The organism is Streptacidiphilus fuscans, from assembly GCF_015690355.1.
Taxonomy (GTDB): domain Bacteria; phylum Actinomycetota; class Actinomycetes; order Streptomycetales; family Streptomycetaceae; genus Streptacidiphilus; species Streptacidiphilus fuscans.
This window is the reverse complement of the sequence record NZ_JADPRT010000016.1, coordinates 138,045-158,184: the sequence shown is the minus strand read 5'-3', so window position 1 is coordinate 158,184 and position 20,140 is coordinate 138,045. Positions and strand designations below refer to the sequence as shown.

Below are 20,140 nucleotides of genomic sequence, written 5' to 3'. Positions count from 1 at the left end.
CGTCCGCCTAGAGTGTCCGGCGAGAGTCCGGACGGCGTGTTCGTGGCGCTGTTCGTGTGACTCTCGCGGGTGCCGGATTCGCTTTCCCGGCGGGAATGGGGGCAGGATTCGTGCTCAGCACACCCCTCGCCTGCTGGGACGCCACTTCCGTGGCGCTCGGCTCGGCAGCCGAGGTGGCGGTCCTCCGGGGCAGCCGAGGATCGCAACGCGACAGACCACAATGGAGTACACATGAACCGCAGTGAGCTGGTGGCCGCGCTCTCCGAGCGCGCCGAGGTGACCCGCAAGGACGCGGACGCCGTCCTGGCCGCCTTCGCCGAGGTCGTCGGCGACGTCGTCGCCAAGGGCGACGAGAAGGTCACCATCCCCGGCTTCCTGACCTTCGAGCGCACCCACCGTGCCGCCCGTACCGCCCGCAACCCGCAGACCGGTGACCCGATCCAGATCGCGGCCGGCTACAGCGTCAAGGTCTCGGCGGGCTCCAAGCTCAAGGAGGCCGCCAAGGGCAAGTGAGCCCTGGGCGTCAAGCAGCACGAGCCGGTCACTCCGCGTCAGCGGGGTGGCCGGCTCGCTTGTATTTCCGGTGACCGGTGCAGCGGACGTATGCATACTGAGCGGATGTCAGCGCCGACGTCAGCCGAGCAGCAGTTCGACCGGGCCACCGCCTTCCTCGCCGGGTTCGCCCGGCGGCAGGCGGCCGTGTGCAAGGACTTCGAGGGCGGCTTCGCCGTCCGGGACCCGGCCTACGCGGGCTCGCACGAGCACAACCAGCTGGTGGTCGACGGCACCCCCGACCCCGCCGCACTGCCCGCGCTGGCGGACGAACTGCTCGCCGGTGCGGGGCATCGGCGGATCACGGTGCTGTCCCAGCGCCACGGAGAGGCCTGCGCAGGGCCGCTGGCGGCCGCTGGATACGCCCGCGGCGCCGAGGTGGTGATGATCCACCAGGGCCCGCGTCCGGAGCCCGTACGGGCCGCCGAGGAGCTCACGCTGGACGAGGTGCGGTCGGCGCTGACCCGGCAGACGCGGGTCTGGATGCCGCACGAGCCGGAGGAGACCGTCCGTCAGCTGGTGGACCGCAGGAGCGCGCGGCTGCGCGGCGCGGACGAGGTGCTCCTGCTCGGGGTCCGGCAGGCGGGCGACGCGGCGTCCTGGGCCGACCTCTACCGGTCGGGGGAGGTCGCGCAGTTCGAGGACCTGGTGACGGCCGACGCCCACACCCGGCGCGGGTACGCCGACGTCGTCCTCGCCACCGCCCTGCACCGGGCCGCGGACGCGGACCTGTTCTTCCTGCTCGCCGACCCGGACGACTGGCCGCAGCACTGGTACGCCCGGCGCGGCTTCGTCCAGGTGGGTCGGGTGCACGTCTTCACCCGCTACCGGGTCTGAACATCAGCCAAAACACGACGCGCCGCCCGGAGCCGGACGGCGCGTCGTGTGCGTGCGGGAGCGGAGCGGTCGTCAGACCGTCGCCTCCGCGGGGAGCTCGATGTCCGCGCCGAGCGCGCGGAGCTTGTCCATGAAGTTCTCGTAGCCGCGGTTGATCAGGTCGATCCCGTGGACCTGCGAGGTGCCCTGGGCCGCCAGCGCGGCGATCAGGTAGGAGAAGCCGCCGCGCAGGTCGGGGATGACCAGCTCGGCGCCCTGGAGCTTGGACGGGCCGGAGACGACCGCCGAGTGCAGGAAGTTGCGGCGGCCGAAGCGGCACGGCGTGCCGCCCAGGCACTCGCGGTAGAGCTGGATGTGCGCGCCCATCTGGTTCAGCGCCGAGGTGAAGCCGAGCCGCGACTCGTAGACCGTCTCGTGGACGATGGACAGGCCCGACGCCTGGGTCAGCGCGACGACCAGCGGCTGCTGCCAGTCGGTCTGGAAGCCGGGGTGCACGTCCGTCTCCAGGGCGATGGCCTTGAGCTCGCCGCCCGGGTGCCAGAAGCGGATGCCCTCGTCGTCCACCGCGAAGGCGCCGCCGACCTTCCTGAAGGTGTTGAGGAAGGTCATCATCTCCAGCTGGCGGGCGCCGTGGACGTAGATGTCACCGCCGGTGGCCAGCGCGGCGCAGGCCCAGGAGGCCGCCTCCAGGCGGTCCGGCAGGGCGCGGTGGTTGTAGCCGCCCAGGCGGTCGACGCCGGTGATCAGGATGGTCCGGTCGGTGCCCATCGAGATGATCGCGCCCATCTTCTGCAGCACGCAGATCAGGTCGACGATCTCCGGCTCGATGGCCGCGTTCTGCAACTCGGTGACGCCCTCGGCGAGGACGGCGGTCAGCAGCACCTGCTCGGTCGCGCCGACCGAGGGGTAGGGCAGCTCGATCTTGCAGCCGCGCAGCCGCTGCGGGGCGTTGAGCACGGTGCCCTGCGGGTGCTTCTCGATGACCGCGCCGAACTGCCGCAGCACGTCGAAGTGGAAGTCCACCGGGCGTCCGCCGATGTCACAGCCGCCCAGGCCCGGAATGAAGGCGTGGCCGAGACGGTGCAGCAGCGGGCCGCAGAAGAGGATCGGGATCCGGGACGAGCCCGCGTGGGCGTCGATGTCGGCGACGTTGGCGCTCTCGACGTGCGTGGGGTCGAGGACCAGCTCGCCCTCCTCGTCACCCGGGCGCACGATGACCCCGTGCAGCTGGAGCAGGCCGCGGACCACCTTGACGTCGCGGATGTCCGGCACGTTGCGGAGCCGGCTGGGCTCATGGCCCAGCAGCGCGGCCACCATGGCCTTGGGCACAAGGTTCTTGGCTCCGCGGACGCGGATCTCGCCCTCCAGCGGTGTACCGCCGTGGACGATCAGGACATCGTCGGTCATGTTCTCGCGATCCTGGGGTGGTCGTGGAGCTCAAACGGACAGGAAGGTGCACAAGGGTGCTGGCACCGTGAGAGATGGTAATGGTCACCGGAGCGGTTCCTTGCTGTCGTGGAATCGCTGTGAAGACGCCGCGTCGCTGGCGGGAGTGCGTGTGGGCGGTGCTAGCGGGTCGGGGTGCCTGTGGGCAAGGTCTCAGACGAACCGTCCCGCGCCCCTCGTGGGAGCCCGTACGCGCCCCCGAGGGACGCGTTCGAATGCCCGGAGCGCCTCAGGTGCGGGATCATGTCTGCCATGACGGAGCCCGTCCCGCTCACCGGCCGCCTCCTGGTGGCGACGCCCGCGCTGACCGACCCGAACTTCGACCGGGCCGTGGTGCTGCTGCTGGACCACGACGCCGAGGGCAGTCTCGGGGTGGTGCTGAACCGGCCGACGCCGGTGGAGGTCGGCTCGGTGCTGGACGTCTGGGCGGACCTCGCGGGCGATCCCGCGGTGGTGTTCCAGGGCGGACCGGTCGGCCTGGACTCCGCGTTGGCCCTGGCGGTGGTGCCGGGGGAGCAGGGGGACGACGGCGTGCTCGGCTGGCGACGGGTCCACGGCGCGATCGGGCTGGTCGACCTGGAGGCCCCGCCGGAGCTGCTGGCGGCGGAGCTGGGCGCGCTCCGCGTCTTCGCCGGCTACGCGGGCTGGGCCCCCGGCCAGCTGGAGGACGAGCTGACGGAGGGCGCCTGGTACGTGGTGGACTCCGAGCCGGGCGACGTCTCCTCCCCGGACCCGGAGCGGCTCTGGCGCGCGGTGCTGCGGCGCCAGCGCGGCGAGCTGGCCCTGGTGGCGACGTACCCGGACGACCCGACGCTGAACTGAGCCGTTCGTCTCAGCCGACGCGGGGCACCGGTCTGCTCCCGCGCCGTCGAACTAGACTTGGCCGGCATGAGCACCCTTGAGCCCGAGCGCGGCCTCGGAACCGGCACTCTGATCGAGGAGGTCCCGCAGACCTCCCACGGCGACGGCGACCACGAGCGCTTCGCGCACTACGCCGACAAGAACAAGATCATGGAGAGCGCCCTCTCCGGCACCCCCGTCGTCGCGCTCTGCGGCAAGGTCTGGGTGCCCAGCCGCGACCCCAAGAAGTACCCGGTCTGCCCGCTCTGCAAGGAGATCTGGGAGGGCATGGACGTCGGTGGCGGCAAGGGCGACAAGGGTGACAAGGGCAAGTAGGAGTCGTATCGGGACCCGTAAAGGTTCCTGACGATCCGGCCGTCGCGCACTGTTCCGGGTGACGGCGGCGCGGCAGGATGGGCGCCATGCACCTACTCCCCGCGCCGCTGTCACTTGCCCAGCCCGCAGCTGCGGGCGCGTTCGCGCTGACGCCCGGCACCCCGCTTTCCGCCGCTCCCGGTGCGGAGGGGGTGACCGCCTGGTTGCGCGCCGAGCTCGGCGCGGCCACCGGCCTGCCGCTGCTGCCCGCTGTCGCCGGCGACGGCGCTGGCGACGGCTCCGGGATCCGGCTCGCGCTCGACGACGCCCTGGAGGCCGAGGGCTACCGCCTCACCGTCGACGCCGACGGCGTCCGACTGGACGGCGGCAGCGCGGCGGGCCTGTTCTGGGGCGCCCAGACGCTGCGCCAGCTGCTGGGCGCGGACGCGTACCGCCGCTCGCCGCTCCGGCGCGAGGACGGTGAGGGCTGGGCGCTGCCGCACGTCACCGTCCTCGACGCGCCGCGCTTCGGCTGGCGGGGGGTACTGCTGGACGTGGCCCGGCACTTCCTGCCCAAGGCGGACGTGCTGCGCTACGTCGACCTGCTGGCCGCGCACAAGCTCAACGTGCTGCACCTGCACCTGACCGACGACCAGGGCTGGCGCGTCGAGATCGCGCGCTACCCCCGGCTGACCGAGGTCGGCTCCTGGCGGGATCGCTCGATGGTCGGCTTCCGCGACGGCAACCGCCGCGACGACCGCCCGCACGGCGGCTTCTACACCCAGGACGACCTGCGGGAGATCGTCGCCTACGCGGCGGCTCGGCAGGTCACCGTGGTCCCCGAGATCGACATCCCCGGCCACTCGCAGGCGGCCATCGCCGCCTACCCCGAGCTCGGCAACCACGACGTCGTCGACACCGCGCAGCTCCGCACCTTCACCGACTGGGGCATCAACCCCAACGTGCTGAACGTCGAGGACGCGACGCTGCGCTTCTACGAGAACGTTCTCACCGAAGTCCTGGAGATCTTCCCGAGCACGTTCGTCCACCTCGGCGGCGACGAGTGCCCCAAGGAGCAGTGGCGGGCCAGCGCGTCCGCCCAGGCCCGGATCAAGCAGGAGGGCCTGGCCGACGAGGACGAGCTGCAGAGCTGGTTCATCCGCCACTTCGACCGCTGGCTGGCCGCGCGCGGACGACGGCTGATCGGCTGGGACGAGATTCTGGAGGGCGGTCTAGCGGCGGGGGCGGCGGTGTCGTCCTGGCGCGGGTACACGGGCGGAATCGCCGCGGCGCAGGCGGGACATGACGTCGTGATGTGCCCCGAGGAACACGTCTACCTGGACCACCGCGAGTCCGGCAGCCCCGACGAGCCGGTGCCGGTCGGCTATGTCCGGACGCTGGAGGACGTGTACCGCTTCGAGCCGCTGCCACCGGAGCTGCGTCAGGACGCGGAGGCCGCCCGGCACGTGATCGGCACTCAGGCCAACCTCTGGGCCGAGTTCATGGACGACGTCCGCGCGGTCGACTACCACGCCTTCCCGAGGCTGGCCGCCTTCGCCGAGGTCGCCTGGTCCGACCTGCCGCGCGAGCCCGCGGCCCGCGACTACGCCGGGTTCGCCGCGCGGATGGAGACGCACCGGGCCCGGCTGGACGCGCTCGGCGTCGAGTACCGTCCCGCCGACGGCCCGCACCCCTGGCAGCGCCGCCCCGGCGTACTCGGTCGCCCCAACGACGCCACCCCCGAGGGATAACCGCCCGAGTGACATCCGCCCGAGCGACAAGGTGCGGTCTTAGCACTGCTGGTGGGCACTTCGGGCGGGGACGCGCCATGGGTCACCCTCGGGCGGGACCGGGGGTGACCCGTCACCTCACGTTGACCCGTGTGTGCCAGAGTGGTGCCCCACGCCGCCACGAGGAGGGTGCGCAGCAGGTGCGTTTGCACGTACCGTACGGCCAGGAGGGTGGCGGTGTGAGCAGCCCGAGCACGGTGGGACACGAGTGAACCAGACGATCATGCTCCCGGCCTCGCTGGACGAGGCCGTCAGCGCGGTGGCGGCGTCGCCCGGCGCGGTGCCGGTCGCGGGCGGGACCGACCTGATGGGTGCCGTCAACGCCGGTCTGCTGCGCCCGACGGCGCTGCTCGGGCTGGGGCGGATCACCGAGCTCAGAGGCTGGCAGTACCAGGACGGCGCGGCGCTGCTCGGCGCCGGACTCACCCACGCGCGCATGGCCCGTCCCGACTTCGCCGCCCTGATCCCGGCGTTGGCCGAGGCGGCGAGGACCGTCGGGCCGCCGCAGGTCCGCAACGTCGGCACGCTGGGCGGCAACATCATCAGCGCCCACCCCGCCGGGGACACCCTGCCGGTGCTGGCCGCGCTGGAGGCCACCCTCACCCTGATCGGCGCGGACGGCGCGCGCGAGGTGGCGGTCAGTCATCTGCTGACCGGCCTGGACCCGTTGCGTTCGGGCGAGTTGCTGGCTTTTGTCCGAGTTCCGCTGCTCCATGCACCCCAGGTTTTCCTGAAGTCCACCGGCCGGACAGGTCCCGCTCGCGCGACGGCGTCCGTGGCACTCGTGCTGGACCCGGCCCGGCGCGCGGTGCGCTGCGCGGTCGGCGCGGTCGCCCCTGTGCCGCTGCGGCCGCTGGAGGCCGAGCAGTGGGTGGCCGGCTGCATCGACTGGGACGGTGAACGCACCGTCGATCCGGGCGTGGCCGCCGCGTTCGGCGAGTACGTGGCCTCCGCCTGCGTCCCCGACGCCGAGGCCGAGTCGGGCCTCCCGGCCAACCCCGACCCCGCGGCCCAGCGGCTGCGGCGTACTGTGTCCGTACTGGCCCGCCGCGCACTCGGGAGGGCGCTGACGTGACGGACTATCTGACATCCCCGCTGGGGTCCGGCGACGACTCGCCGCGCGCCTCGTACACGCTCCGGGTCAACGGCATCGAGCGTCCGGTCGCGGACGCCTGGATCGGCGAGAGCCTGCTCTACGTGCTGCGCGAGCGGCTCGGGCTGGCCGGGGCCAAGAGCGGGTGCGACCAGGGCGAGTGCGGCGCCTGCTCGGTACAGGTGGACGGCCAGTTGACGGCCGCGTGCCTGGTCCCGGCGGCGCTGGCGGCGGGCGTGGAGGTCCGCACCGTCGAGGGGCTGGCCGAGGAGGGCATCCCGTCCGACGTGCAGCAGGCGCTGGCCGAGAGCGGCGCGGTCCAGTGCGGGTTCTGCGCCCCGGGCCTGGCCATGGCCGTGCACGACCTGCTGGAGCGCAACCACCGCCCGACCGAACTGGAGTCCCGCCAGGCCCTCTGCGGCAACCTGTGCCGCTGCACCGGCTACCAGGGCGCGTTGGCCGCGGTCCGCACCTGCGCGAAGTCGCGGGCCGACGCGGCGGACGAGGAGTCGCCGGATTCGGCGACGAGCGGCGGTGACTCCGGATTCTTCGGGGACGGACCGGTCGAGGGAGTGGTCGAGGCGGCCTCTCCGGTCGAGGAGTTGGTCCCGCTCCCGATTCCGGGGGAGGCCACCGAGCCGTTCTCCGGGCAGTTCGCCGAGCCGTTCGCCGAGTCGATGCCCGAACCGCCCGTGCCGACCGCGCCCGAGGCGGAGTACGCGACACCGGAGTACCCGGGTTACGCGGACGCGGGCGTGGGCGCCGAGTACGCGGCCGGCGGGTACACGGGTGCGGAGTACCCGGCCGGTGAGTACCCGGTCCCCGAGTACCCGGGCTACGGCGAGGCGGGTGCCGAGTACACCGCCGGGGCCGAGTACGCGCAGCAGGGGTACGGCGAGGGCGACGGTGAGGCGGAACTCCCGGTCTACGTCGACTCCGACCTGCACACCGACCTGCACACCGAGGTGCGCGCGGACGTCCCGGCGCAGCACGGCGGCTACGACCAGGCGGCGTACCAAGGGGCCGGCCAGGACGGCTACGGCTACGAGGGCTACGGCGAGACCTATCCGGACGCGGGCCACGGCGGCGACGGCCACGTCGGCCAAGCCGCGTACCAGGGCGGTTCGTTCGAGGCGTCGTTCGCGGGCCGGGCCGACGGCGCGGACGCGCACGGCGCGGCCGGATCGCTGCGCACGCCCGGTCAGGGCGGCCCGCCCGCGGCGGAGAGCCTCCCGGCCGGTCAAGCGGAGGGCGGCGCGCGGCGCGTGGGCGCGGTGCTCGGCGCCGGGCTGATGGCCAAGGGCATCGCCGACCGCCAGCGCGCGACGGGTGCCGACGGCCAGGCCGTCGACCACCACGGCGTCGACCACCAGGCCGCCGACGGCCACGGAGTCCAGGACAACGGCGCGTTCGGCGCGTTCGCGGGCCTGAACCCCGACAGTACGGGCGCCTTCCGGATCGACGTCCAGCGCGGCGAGGCGACCGACGGCGCGGCAGCCCACGGTGCGGCGGGCGCGGTCGCCGTGGACGCACCCCCGGCGGCACCGGCGGCCACGCAGGCCGAGGTGTACGAGCAACCCGAGGCGTACGAGCAGTACCCGGCCGGGCAGTTCGACACCGGGCAGTTCGACACCGGACAGTTCCACGTGGGCCAGTTCCAGACCGGCCAGTTCGACGCGAGCGCGTTCCGCGGCGGCCAGTTCGAGACGGGCCAGTACGAGACCGGCGCCTACGAGACCGGCAACGGCGGCTACGAGACGGGCACGTTCGAGGCGGGCGCGTTCCAGACCGGGCACTTCGAGGCCGGTGCGTTCGAGCCGGGGCAGTCCCCGACCGGCCAGTTCGACGCGTCCGCCTACCAGACGGGCCAGTTCGACACCGGCGGCCACCACGACACCGGCCAGTTCGCGGCCGACGAGTTCGGCGCGCACGGGCCCGGCGCGCCCGATCCGGCCACCGGCGTGTACGTCCTGCCCCACCAGCACGGCCAGGAGAGCGGTTCGTGACCACCCCCTCCACTCCGTCCGGCACCGGCGGCACCGCCGGGACCGGCGAGGAGACCCTGACCAACCTCACCACCGTGCCTGCGGGCGCGCCCGGCAGCGCGACCGGTGGGGCGATCGGCAGCCTGCTGATCACCCCGGCGGCCGGCGCGGCCGTGGCGGCGGGTGCCCAGCCGGACACCGCCGAGGCGCCGAAGCCCCCGACGGGCATCGGGGTGTCGCCGGTGCGTGAGGACGCCGCCGCCAAGGCGATGGGCGTCTTCCCCTACGCGGCCGACCTCTGGGCGGAGGGCCTGCTCTGGGGCGCGCTCGCCCGCTCGCCCTACGCGCACGCGCGGATCAAGAGCATCGACACCGGCCCGGCGCTCGCCGTCCCCGGCGTCTACGCGGTGCTGACCGCGGACGACCTCCCGACCGGTCCGGACGGCAGCCACAACGGCGCGCCCACCGGTCCCGTCGTGGCCGACCGTCCCGTGCTCGCCGCCGACGTGGTCCGCCACCACGGGGAGCCCTACGCCGCCGTCGCCGCCGACCACCCCGACACCGCGCGCCTGGCCGCCGCCGCGATCCTCGTCGAGTGGGAGCCACTGCCCGCGCTGACCGACCCGGACCAGGCGTTCCAGGCCCCGCCGCTGCACCCGGACGGCAACATCTTCCGCCAGCTGCCGATCCGCTTCGGCGACCCGGACGTGGTCGGCGACGTCGTCGTCGAGGGCATGTACCAGGTGGGCCGTCAGGACCCGGCGCCCATCGGCGCGGAAGCCGGGCTCGCCGTGCCGCGCCCCGACGGCGGCGTCGAGCTGCACGTCGCCTCGACCGACCCGCACGGTGACCGGGACCGCGCCGCCGCCTGCCTCGGCATCGAGCCGGACCGCGTCCGCCTGGTCGTCAGCGGCATCCCTGGCGCCACCACCGACCGCGACGACCTCGGCTTCCAGTCCATGCTGGCGCTGCTGGCGATCCGCACCGGCCACCCGGTCAAGATGGCGCTGACCCGCGAGGAGTCCTTCCTCACCCACCCGCACCGCCACCCGGCGCTGCTGCGCTACCGCCACCACGCCGACGCCGAGGGCCGCCTGGTCAAGATCGAGGCGCAGATCCTGTTGGACGGCGGCGCCTACGCGGACGTCTCCAGCGAGGTGCTGGCCGCCGCCGCGGCGATGGCGGCCGGGCCGTACGTCGTCCCGCACGTCTTCGTCGACGCCTGGGCGGTGCGCACCAACAACCCGCCCGCCGGACGGATGCGCGGCGAGGGCGCGCTGCAGGTCTGCTTCGCGTACGAGTCGCAGCTGGACCGCCTCGCGGCGGCGCTCGACCTGACGCCGCTGGAGATCCGCCGCCGCAACGTCATGGCCACCGGCGACCTGATGCCCACCGGCCAGTCCGTCACCTGCCCCGCACCGGTGCGCGAGCTGCTCGACGCCGTCGCGGACGAGCCGCTCCCGCCGCTGCCGGTGGACCAGCCGGACGAGGAGTGGCTGCTCCCCGAGGGCCCCGGCGGCGCGGGCGACCCGGCCGCGGTGCGGCGCGGGATCGGATACGCGGTCGGCATGGTGCACATGCTCGGCATCGAGGGCACGGACGAGGTCGCCACGGCGTCGGTCCGGGTCACCGGCTCGCAGGCCTCCGTGATCTGCGCGGCGGTCGACCCCGGTTCCGGCTTCGCGACGCTGGCCAAGCAGATCGTCCAGGAGATCCTGGGGGTCGAGGAGGTCTACATCGCCCCCGTCGACACCGACCAGCCGGCGGCGGGCCCGTCCGCGCGCGGACGGCAGACGTGGGTCGCGGGCGGCGCGGTCGAGCGGGCGGCGCTGATGGTACGTCAGCAGCTGCTGCAGCCGCTGGCGGCACGGTTCGCGATGTCGCCGGAGCTGCTCAGCATCAAGGACGGCCGGATCACCTCCTACGACGGTGTGCTCGGCATGCCGGTGCTGGAGGCGCTGGAGGGCAAGGACCTGTGGGCCACGGCCCAGTGCCGCCCCCACCCGACCGAGCCGCTCCACCCCGAGACGGGCCAGGGCGACGCGTTCGTCAGCATCGGCTTCTGCGCGATGCGGGCCGTCGTGGACGTCGACATCGAGCTCGGCACGGTCCGGGTCGTCGAGGTCACCGCGGCCCAGGACGTCGGCCACGCGCTGAACCCGCGCCAGATCGAGTCCCGCATCGAGGCGGGCGTGACGCAGGGTCTGGGCCTGGCCCTGATGGAGGACCTGGCGGTCGGCGACGGCCGCCTGCTGGCCCCGTCCTTCGTCGGCTACCGCCTGCCGACTGCCCTGGACGCCCCGGAGATCCGCGTCGCCGCGCTGATCGAGGACCACGACGTCGTGGCCCCCTTCGGCGCGAAGGCGGTCGGCGCGGCCAGCGCGGTCGTCGCCCCGGCGGCGGTGGCGTCGGCGGTGCGGGCGGCGACGGGGATGGCGGTCACGCGGTTGCCGATCTGTCCCGAGGACGTCTGGGTGCAGTAGCGGTCACCTTGTGCCCCCGGAGGTCGCAACAACCTCTTAGCGCAAATGTGGCCCTCTGCTCATCACGCTCTCATTCCGGACGTGCACGGTGTTCCTGTAGTCAACGAACGACGGGAGCACCACCATGATCCTCACTGCAGCAACCAAGCGCCCTGGTGAGGCCCCGCTCCGGCGGCTCACGCCGACCGGTGGGACCGTCGTGGTCGCCCGGAAGAAGTAGCCACATGACCGTCGCGACCCTCCCGCACCGGGTGACCCTGCCGCGGCTCCTCGCCACGGACGCCGTGGACGGGCCGGTGCCCGACCTGGACGATCTGCCGGGGCTGCTCGGCGAGGCCGGGCTGGACGGGCTCGCGCTCGCGGTGGCGCGGCCCGCGCGCGGTGTCGTCGTGGTCGCCGGGGACGGGGACCCGGACTGTCGGAACAGCGAGACACTGCTGCGGCGCTCCCCGCGCCTGGTCGACGAGGGCCTGCACCACGTCACGACCGCGCTGCACCGGACCGCCGCCGCGCCCGTCCTCGCCCTCCCCGCCGAGGCGCTCGCGCAGATCGCGCTGCTGGCGCGGTACGGCGCGGCCTGGTTCCGGGCGGTCGGGACGCCGGACGCGCCGGGGAGCGTGCTCTGCACCGTGCACGCGGGGGAGACCCTGCCGCAGGTGGTCGAGACGGCGGTCGGGACGCCCGTGCGGACGCTCCTCGGCGGGGCGGCGCGCAGCGCCCAGGCCGTGCTGGTGGGTGGCTCGCGCGGGACCTGGGTCGCCACGGAGCGGGCGCTGGCCGCGCGGTGGGAGACGGGCAGCCTCGGCGTGCCGGTGGGCGAGCCGCGTGTGCTGACCGCGTTCCCCGAGGGGCTCTGCGGGGTGGACGAGACGCTGCGGCTGCTGCGGCTCCAGGAGCGGAGCTGCCGCGTCGACCTGGCCCGGATCGTCTCCGCACTCTCCGACCTGACCCGGCCGGCGGCGTTCGACGCGGTGGTGCGCTGGTCGACCCAGTCGGACGCGCGCGGCCACTGCCGTCACGCCGCCGACGCGGCACGGCTGCTGCGCAGCGCGCTGGCCGTCTTCCCGCAGGAGTTCGAGGCGCACGCCGCAGGGCGGTGCGGCGCGTCCGTACTGCCGTCCACGTGACGGCGCAGAGCCCATGACCGGAATCGAACCGGCGTAAACCGCTTTGCAGGCGGTTCCCTCAACCACTCGGGCACACGGGCGAGTTGTGCTTGCGAGAACGACGTTACGGGCTGCCCAGCGGCAGGTCGACGGGTACGGCGCAGAGTTCACGGGGGGAACGGCGACCGTGATCCGGCGCAACATTTGACAGGGGCGTATTGGGGATCCACCCCTTACACTCGATCAGTGACCACCCTCGACCGCGCCACCGACGCCGACCGTGCTGACCAAGCCGACAGCTCCGTCGGGATCCTGACGCGGCCGTACCGGATGCTCACCGTGGGCATCGTGGCCTGCGTCCTGCTGATCGCCTTCGAGGCCACCGCCGTCAACACGGCCATGCCGGTCGCGGCCCGCGCGCTCCACGGGGTCGGGCTCTACGCGTTCGCCTTCTCCGGCTTCTTCACCGCGAGCCTGCTGGCGATGGTGGTCTCGGGGGAGTGGTGCGACAAGCGCGGCCCGCTGGCGCCGCTCGGCGCGGGGATCGGGGTCTTCGGCGTCGGGCTGGTGGTGGCCGGGACCGCGACGTCCATGTGGACCTTCGTCGGCGGCCGGGTGATCCAGGGCCTCGGCGGCGGGCTGGTGATCGTCGCGCTCTACGTCGTCGTCGGACGCCGCTACCCGGAGCGGCTGCAGCCCAAGGTGCTGGCGGCCTTCGCCGCGTCCTGGGTGCTGCCGTCGGTGGTCGGGCCGCTGGTGTCCGGGACGGTGACGCAGCATCTGGGCTGGCGTTGGGTCTTCCTGTCCATCCCGGTTCTGATCGTCGGGCCGCTGGTGCTGATGCTGCCGCAACTGCGCGGCCTCGCGCCGGGCGACAAGGCGGGGCAGCCGCTGGACCGGCGCCGGATCCGGCTGGCCTTCGCGCTGGCCACGGGCGCGGGGGTGCTGGAGTACGCGGGGCAGCGGCTGAGTCTCTGGTCGCTGGCGTACGCCGCGGTGGGCGCGGCCCTGCTGGTGCCGTCCGCGCTGCGGCTGCTGCCGCGCGGGACCTTCCGCGCCGGGCGCGGCCTGCCGACGGTGATCCTGCTGCGCGGGATCGCGGCGGGCGCGTTCATCTCGGCGGAGGCGTTCGTCCCGCTGATGCTGGTCACCCAGCACCACTACTCGCCGACCCTGGCTGGTCTCTCGCTCGCGGGCGGCGGTATCGCCTGGGCCGTCGGGTCCTGGCTGCAGGGTCGGCCGTGGGCGGAGCGGCACCGGGTCACCCTGGTCCGCTGCGGGCTGGGCGCGGCGGCGGTGGCCATCGCGGGCGTCACGGTCGCGGCGCAGCCGGACGCGCCGGGGGCGCTGGTCGCCGGGTCGTGGGTGCTGGGCGGCCTCGGCATGGGGATGGCGATCGCCACCATCAGCGTGCTGATGTTCCAGCTCTCCGCGCCGCGGGAGACCGGCGCGAACTCCGCTGCGCTGCAGGTCAGCGACGCCCTCGGCAACATCCTGTGCACGGCGCTCGCGGGAATGCTGTTCACCGCGCTCGGCACGGGCACGACGTCCGCCTTCACGGCGGTGTTCGTCGCGATGACGTCCATAGCCGCGATCGGCGCGTCGCTCGCGGGCCGCGCGGCCCGGTGACCGGCCAAGGGGGAGGTGCACCGCCCCTGGGATGGTGCAGCTGAACCATCCGATCGAGTGGTACCACTCTGGGGTCATCGGCGTTAGCCTCGTTGCATGGCGATGAATCTCCGTCTCCGTGACGACCAGCAGGAGGCCCTCCGCGAGCGCGCGGAGCGTGAGGGCCGCAGCATGCACGCGATAGTGCTCCAGGCCATCGACCGGTATCTGGAAGAAACGGGGGACCAGGAAGTGATCCAGCGCATCGGCGCCAAGTACGCCGTCCGCCACGCCGAGCTGCTGCGCAGGCTCGGCGAATGAAGTACCTCACCGTTCAGGAGGCCCTCGACCTCTCCGAGCTCGCCTGCGGAGGGCGACGGATGGGGCTGCGGGATCTGGGGCTGCTCGAATCGGCCATGTCGCGTCCGGGCTCCCAGATGTACGGCGTCGAGGCCTATCCGGGCCTCTTCGAGAAGGCCGCGGCGCTGCTGCAGTCCCTCGCCATCAACCATCCGTTCGTCGACGGCAACAAGCGGACCGCGTGGCTCTGCACCGTTGTCTTCCTGGACCTCAACGGCGCGGAGATGCTGGAGATCGAGCAGGACGAGGCCTTCAAGCTCGTGGTCGACGTGGCCTCCGGCGCCGCCGACGATGTGGCCGACATCGCCCGTCGATTGCGTGAGCTCCACGAGACCCAACCGCCACGCCGGTAAGCTTGCCGGGTTGTCGGACCGAGGGCCTGGGGTGGATCGGGCGGGTGCCGACAGCCCTGTCCAGCCGCCTACCCCGTCGGAGACCGTGAGTACCGCCGCCTCTTCCCATGCGTCGCACCATCTGTCCCCCGCCTTCCCCGGTCGTGCGCCCTGGGGTACGGCAGGCAAACTCCGTGCCTGGCAGCAGGCCGCGATGGAGAAGTACGTCGAGCAGCAGCCCCGCGACTTCCTCGCGGTCGCCACGCCCGGCGCAGGCAAGACCACGTTCGCGCTGACGCTCGCGTCGTACCTGCTGCACAACCACGTGGTGCAGCAGTTGACCGTCGTCGCGCCGACCGAGCATCTGAAGAAGCAGTGGGCCGAGGCCGCCGCCCGGATAGGGATCAAGCTGGACCCGGCCTACAGCAGCGGTCCGCTGCCGCGCGACTACGACGGCGTCGTCGTCACCTACGCGGGTGTCGGCGTCAACCCGATGCTGCACCGGAACCGGGCCGAGAACCGCAAGACGCTGGTGATCCTCGACGAGATCCACCACGCGGGCGACTCCAAGTCCTGGGGTGAGGCCTGCCTGGAGGCCTTCGAGCCGGCCACCCGGCGGCTCGCGCTGACCGGTACGCCGTTCCGGTCCGACACCAACCCGATCCCGTTCGTCACCTACGCGGCCGGGGGCGACGGCATCCGCCGCAGCCTCGCCGACTACACCTACGGCTACGGCAACGCGCTGGCGGACCACGTGGTCCGCCCGGTGATCTTCCTCTCCTACAGCGGCAACATGCGCTGGCGCACCAAGGCCGGTGACGAGGTCGCGGCCAGGCTCGGCGAGCCGATGACCAAGGACGCCATCGCCCAGGCCTGGCGCACGGCGCTCTCGCCGCTCGGCGAGTGGATGCCCAACGTGCTGAAGGCCGCCGACGTTCGGCTGACCGAGGTGCGCAAGTCCATCCCGGACGCGGGCGCGTTGGTGATCGCCTCCGACCAGGAGTCGGCCCGCGCCTACGCCAAGATGATCCGCGAGATCACCGGCGAGGGCGCCACCCTGGTCCTCTCCGACGAGGCGGAGGCCTCCCAGCGGATCACCGACTTCTCCCAGGGCACCTCGCGCTGGATGGTCGCGGTCCGCATGGTGTCCGAGGGCGTCGACGTGCCCCGGCTCGCCGTGGGCGTCTACGCCACCTCGATCTCCACGCCGCTCTTCTTCGCCCAGGCCGTCGGCCGTTTCGTGCGTGCGCGCAAGCGCGGTGAGACCGCGTCGGTCTTCCTGCCGACCGTGCCGACGCTGATGACCTTCGCCAACGAGATGGAGGTCCAGCGCGACCACATCCTCGACCGGCAGAAGAAGGACGAGGACGGCCTCTTCTCCGAGGAGGACGCGCTCCTCGCCGAGGCCGAGAAGACGAAGGACGAGGCCGACGGCGGCCTCGACGAGATGGCCTGGGAGGCGCTGGAGTCCGACGCCGTCTTCGACCGCGTCCTGTACGAGGGCGCCGAGTTCGGTATGCAGGCGCATGCCGGCTCCGAGGACGAGTCGGACTACCTCGGCATCCCCGGCCTGTTGGAGCCGGACCAGGTGCGGCTGTTGCTGCAGCGTCGGCAGACCCGGCAGATCCAGCGCAGCAAGACCAAGCCCGCCGAGGAGGCGGACCTGCTGGAGATGCCGGCCGAGGACCGTCCGGTGGTCACGCACCAGCAGATGATGGACCTGCGCAAGGAGTTGAACGGCCTGGTCGGCGCCTGGCACCACCGCACCGGCCAGCCGCACGGCACCATCCACAACGAGCTGCGCAGGATCTGCGGCGGACCGCTCACCGCCCAGGCGTCGGCGCACCAACTCCAGACACGGATCGGAAAGATCAAGGAATGGGCGACGAAGATCGATTGAGGTCGAAGTAGGCTGTACAACCGTCGGGGTATGCCGAACAGGCAGGTCCGCGAAGGGGGACAGGGTGACGCAGCCAGCCATCGTGTGGGAGAGGGCCCGTCGCCGCCTCCTCCGAGCGGGACGCGGGCTGCTGGCGCCGGTGCACCTGCTGGTGCTCGCCCTGCTGCTGGCGCTCACCGTGCAGGTCCGGCTCTGGGGCGGGAGCGGTCCCTGCTCGCACACCCTTCCGCTGAGCCTGGTCTTCGCCGCCGTCTACGCCCTGGCTCCGGAGGTCTGCCGTCGCAGCGGCGCGGACGCGAGACGGTGGGTCCCGGCCCGCGAGGTCTGCCCGGAGGCGGTGCTCTGGCTGGTCGCCCTCACCGCGCTCTGGCTCGCCCTCGCCGTGGTGTGCGTGGAGTACGAGATCCTGGTCGCGCCGCTCTACTTCGTCTACCTGCTGGTCCTCCCGGTCCGCCCGTTCTACGTCGTCGGCGGGCTGACGGCCGCAGCCTTGGTGATGCGCACGTTGGCCCACGGCGCCAGCGGCTCCCTGCCCACGCTCGGGCTGCTGGTCGCCGCCGGGATGGCGCTCGGCCTGGCCCGCAGCCTGATGCTGATCCGCCTGCTCAGGCTCCGCGACCGCGCGCTGGTCGAGGAGCTGCGCCGGGTCCACGAGGACAGTCAGGCGCGCCACGAGAGCGGCCGGGACGAGGGGCGCGAGGAGGGCAGGGTCGAGGAGCGCGGCCGGATGGCCCAGGACATCCACGACACCGTCGCCCAGGAGCTCTCCGCCGTGGCGATGCTGCTCAAGGCGGCGGACGAGTCGCTGCCGTCGGCTGCCCAGGCGGAGAAGGCCCGCACACGGTTGCGGGCGGCGGCCGAGATCAACTCGGTGGCGCTGGGCCAGGCCCGCGACATGGTCCACGGCATCGCCTACAGCGAGTTGGGTGAGGGCGGCCTGCCCGCGGCCGTCCGGCGCTACGTCGCGCTGGTGCGGCGGAGCCTGGCCGCCTCGGAGCAGGCATGGGGGAGCGCGGCCCGCAGTCGCGTGCCGCGAGTGGACTTCCTGGTGCTCGGCACGCCGTTCCGGCTGTCCCCGGCGCGTGAGAGCGCGATGCTGCGGGTGACCCAGGAGGCGGTCAACAACGCGCTGCGGCACGCCTGGGCGACGCGGGTCGACGTGACGCTCCGGTACGCGGACGGCGAGCTCACCCTGGAGGTCCGCGACAACGGAGTGGGCCTGCCGCCCGGCCTGGTGGCCGGTGCCCCGTGCACCGCGCGCGAGGTGCACGCGGCGGGCGCGGGTGGAGACGCGGGCGCGGGCGCGGCTGCGGGCGTGGCAGCGGCTGGGGCTGCGGCTGCGGCGAACACGGCGGGCGCAACGGCCCCCGCGACGGCGGGCGTTGACCTGGAACAGGCCATGGAGGCCGTGGAGGCCGTGGGCGTCGGGCTCGGCGCGATGCGGGACCGGGTCCGGCGCGCAGGAGGGGAGCTGGCGCTCTCCTCCTGGGTCGGCATCGGCACCGTGGTGTCGGTCAGTCTGCCCCAAGGAGCGTTCGCCTCACGGCAGATGGCGTAGGCGCGCAGGCCTCGGCCACGACCGGGGCCGTACGCGCGACTGCCGGTGGAGCTACTGGCGCAGCTCCGCGCCGGTGCCGAGCAGGCCGGCGATGCCCCGGTCCAGCCACTCCTCCGGGAACTCCTCGCCGAAGGGCGCGATCAGGTCCGTCCGCAGCAGGAACGCGTGCAACGCGGCCAGCGGGGCCAGGAGTTCGGCCTCGCCGTCCAGCGAGCGCAGGGAGATCGCGATCAGGTCCTGGTCCAGCCATTCGACCGGCCGCACCTGGATGTCGCCGTCTCCCGCGACATCGCTCAGACCGTCCAGCAGCAGCTCCCGCGAGACGGTCCACCTGACCGGGTCGTCGCCTGGCAGGAGGAACGTCAGGCCCACGGCCCAGGGAGTGGAGCGGTCGAAGGTCAGCCGGACCGGGATCTGGAAACTGATGCCTGAACGGGTTGCCAGTTCCATGATGATCTGACCACGCAGCGTGCTGTTCATAAGTGACAGTCCGTACCTTTCGGCGGGTGCCGGACGGAATCCCCCCGTCGTGCAGCCCGATGGTGTGCATGAACCTTTGCGATTGAACATGACCACGATCATTACTGATTGGTCACAACCCGTTCATCCCCCTTGCATCGGGATCAAACCGATCTGAACGGGTGCAGAAAAACCAACCGATCGAACCTGGACAGCGAGAGTGAAGAACTGGTAAGTGGCCGAAACCAACCATTCCCGCCCGGCTGAAGGTGGGTGCCCCCTACACTGGTCCCGAAACCAGGGCGAGGAGTTGATGCGGAAGTGGCAGTTCGCGGTCCGGACGCTGACGCCCGTGTGCGCGTCCTGGTTGTCGACGACCACCCCGCCATCCGGCTCGGTCTGCGGGTGTTGATCGAGGACCAGTACGACATGCGCCTCGTCGCCGAGACCGGGAGCTCCGCCGAGGCGTTCGCCCTCGTCGAACGTGCCGCCGTGCCTGCGGACCGGGTCGACGTCGTGCTGCTCGACCTCGACCTCGGCCAGGGCACCGCCGCCGGGCTCGACCTGGTCAGACGCATGGACGCACTGCCCGAACCCCCCGCTGTGCTGGTCTTCAGCGCCCACAGCGGCGACCCCGACATCTTCGCGGCGATCGACGCCGGCGCCGTCGGCTTCCTGGGTAAGGACACCGACCCGGAGGCCCTGCTGGCCGGCATCCGCGCCGCCGCGCGTGGTGAGACCGTCCTCGGCGCGAGCGCGGTCCGCCGCGTGCTGAGACGCGTCCGCGGCAACGCGCCCACGCTCTCCTCCCGCGAGGTGGAGGTGCTGCAACTGCTCGGCGAGGGCCTGCCGAACCGTCAGATCGCCGCCCGCCTCTACATCAGCGAGGCCACGACAAAAGGCCATCTCGCGAGCATCTACGCAAAACTCGGAGTGGACACGCGCGGCGCTGCCGTGGCGACCGCGGTTCGTGAAGGACTGCTCCGTCTCGGCTAGACCGCCCCAGATCATCCGAGCGTCGCGCGGCTTTTGGCGCCCCGTCAGTTCGTGTCCGGTGCGGCCGGGCGTCGGTCCGCGTGCAGGTTCGGATCGTCGTTCAAAGATCGTGAACCGATCCACGAAGTGAGATTCTCCGTCGAATTGTCACCGTTCTTACCAACGGAGCATCGCGAATATGGTCGATGTGCGAACGAATCGTTTTCCGAACGTGACCGTTGCCCGGTGGTGGGAGGGGCGCAAGGGGTGAAGTCCCTGGCGTGGCACGGGTGATCGGCGCGGCGGCGACGCCGGTGGGTGTCCGGACGGCGGGCGCGCGGGCGTCCGGAGACTCTCCGTTTGGGCACCTTTGCCCAATTCTCGGCCCTTCTTGGATAACGAATGGTGACCGAAATCTGGACGGGGACTTCCGCAGAGCGGTGCATCGTCATTACGGTCCTCGCACCTGCCGACGTTCGTCCGGTGGAGCCGAATCCCCGG

At 72.6% G+C, this 20,140-nt stretch carries 16 protein-coding genes, 1 tRNA gene and 1 pseudogene; 15 read left to right on the top strand and 3 right to left on the bottom strand.

The window, feature by feature from the left end; genetic code table 11:
* Positions 1-231 precede the first annotated feature (231 nt).
* The gene (locus tag I2501_RS31070; protein WP_196197630.1) at positions 232-513 is read left to right on the top strand and encodes an HU family DNA-binding protein; all 282 of its coding nucleotides are present in this window, start codon (positions 232-234) and stop codon (positions 511-513) included.
* Positions 514-618: 105 nt separating this feature from the next.
* Complete coding sequence (locus I2501_RS31065) at positions 619-1,389, top strand: GNAT family N-acetyltransferase (protein ID WP_196197629.1); 771 nt, start codon at positions 619-621, stop codon at positions 1,387-1,389.
* A 72-nt stretch (positions 1,390-1,461) separates the two neighbouring features.
* Here I2501_RS31065 and murA read toward each other — a convergent pair whose 3' ends face one another.
* Positions 1,462-2,796, bottom strand: coding sequence for a UDP-N-acetylglucosamine 1-carboxyvinyltransferase (gene murA, locus I2501_RS31060; protein ID WP_196197628.1), 1,335 nt, complete (start codon positions 2,794-2,796; stop codon positions 1,462-1,464).
* Between the two features lie 282 nt (positions 2,797-3,078).
* Here murA and I2501_RS31055 point away from each other — a divergent pair, with 282 nt between their 5' ends.
* The 7 genes and pseudogenes from I2501_RS31055 (at position 3,079) to I2501_RS31025 (ending at position 12,468) form a co-directional block, all read left to right on the top strand.
* A complete protein-coding gene (locus I2501_RS31055) occupies positions 3,079-3,657 on the top strand; it encodes a YqgE/AlgH family protein (RefSeq protein ID WP_196197627.1) in 579 nt (192 codons plus the stop codon).
* A gap of 66 nt (positions 3,658-3,723) precedes the next feature.
* Entirely contained in the window at positions 3,724-4,011 is a 288-nt protein-coding gene (locus I2501_RS31050) for a DUF3039 domain-containing protein (protein ID WP_196197626.1), read from the top strand.
* 86 nt (positions 4,012-4,097) lie between these two features.
* The gene (locus tag I2501_RS31045; protein ID WP_196197625.1) at positions 4,098-5,741 is read left to right on the top strand and encodes a beta-N-acetylhexosaminidase; all 1,644 of its coding nucleotides are present in this window, start codon (positions 4,098-4,100) and stop codon (positions 5,739-5,741) included.
* Between the two features lie 262 nt (positions 5,742-6,003).
* Positions 6,004-6,855 carry an FAD binding domain-containing protein gene (locus I2501_RS31040; RefSeq protein WP_196197687.1) on the top strand — a complete coding sequence of 284 codons (852 nt, stop codon included), beginning with the start codon at positions 6,004-6,006 and terminating at the stop codon, positions 6,853-6,855.
* Between the two features lie 32 nt (positions 6,856-6,887).
* A pseudogene (locus I2501_RS40985) lies at positions 6,888-7,347 on the top strand ((2Fe-2S)-binding protein); the annotation flags it as partial.
* A gap of 1,684 nt (positions 7,348-9,031) precedes the next feature.
* Positions 9,032-11,341, top strand: coding sequence for a xanthine dehydrogenase family protein molybdopterin-binding subunit (locus I2501_RS31030; RefSeq protein ID WP_328806774.1), 2,310 nt, complete (start codon positions 9,032-9,034; stop codon positions 11,339-11,341).
* 224 nt (positions 11,342-11,565) lie between these two features.
* The gene (locus I2501_RS31025; RefSeq protein WP_196197624.1) at positions 11,566-12,468 is read left to right on the top strand and encodes an NADH-ubiquinone oxidoreductase-F iron-sulfur binding region domain-containing protein; all 903 of its coding nucleotides are present in this window, start codon (positions 11,566-11,568) and stop codon (positions 12,466-12,468) included.
* 8 nt (positions 12,469-12,476) lie between these two features.
* On the opposite strand, the gene I2501_RS31020 is transcribed toward I2501_RS31025, so the two are convergent.
* Positions 12,477-12,548: transfer RNA gene (locus I2501_RS31020), tRNA-Cys, on the bottom strand.
* Positions 12,549-12,693: 145 nt separating this feature from the next.
* Between I2501_RS31020 and I2501_RS31015 the strand changes: the two genes are divergently transcribed.
* From I2501_RS31015 to I2501_RS40800, 5 genes are all read left to right on the top strand, one after another.
* On the top strand, positions 12,694-14,076 hold the full coding sequence (locus I2501_RS31015; protein ID WP_328806770.1) for an MFS transporter: 1,383 nt from the start codon (positions 12,694-12,696) through the stop codon (positions 14,074-14,076).
* Positions 14,077-14,178: 102 nt separating this feature from the next.
* On the top strand, positions 14,179-14,376 hold the full coding sequence (locus I2501_RS31010) for a ribbon-helix-helix protein, CopG family (protein ID WP_196197684.1): 198 nt from the start codon (positions 14,179-14,181) through the stop codon (positions 14,374-14,376).
* Positions 14,373-14,768, top strand: coding sequence for a type II toxin-antitoxin system death-on-curing family toxin (locus I2501_RS31005; protein WP_196197623.1), 396 nt, complete (start codon positions 14,373-14,375; stop codon positions 14,766-14,768). The genes I2501_RS31010 and I2501_RS31005 overlap by 4 nt, the downstream gene beginning before the upstream one ends.
* 85 nt (positions 14,769-14,853) lie before the next feature.
* Positions 14,854-16,647, top strand: coding sequence for a DEAD/DEAH box helicase (locus I2501_RS31000; protein ID WP_328806769.1), 1,794 nt, complete (start codon positions 14,854-14,856; stop codon positions 16,645-16,647).
* A 64-nt stretch (positions 16,648-16,711) separates the two neighbouring features.
* The gene (locus tag I2501_RS40800) at positions 16,712-18,205 is read left to right on the top strand and encodes a sensor histidine kinase (protein WP_196197621.1); all 1,494 of its coding nucleotides are present in this window, start codon (positions 16,712-16,714) and stop codon (positions 18,203-18,205) included.
* A 51-nt stretch (positions 18,206-18,256) separates the two neighbouring features.
* Here the strand turns inward: I2501_RS40800 and I2501_RS30990 are convergent, their stop codons facing one another.
* Positions 18,257-18,685 (bottom strand): SsgA family sporulation/cell division regulator, encoded by a 429-nt coding sequence (locus I2501_RS30990; protein ID WP_196197620.1) that lies wholly within the window; start codon positions 18,683-18,685, stop codon positions 18,257-18,259.
* A 300-nt stretch (positions 18,686-18,985) separates the two neighbouring features.
* Here I2501_RS30990 and I2501_RS30985 point away from each other — a divergent pair, with 300 nt between their 5' ends.
* A complete protein-coding gene (locus I2501_RS30985) occupies positions 18,986-19,660 on the top strand; it encodes a response regulator transcription factor (protein ID WP_328806768.1) in 675 nt (224 codons plus the stop codon).
* Positions 19,661-20,140: the final 480 nt, after the last annotated feature.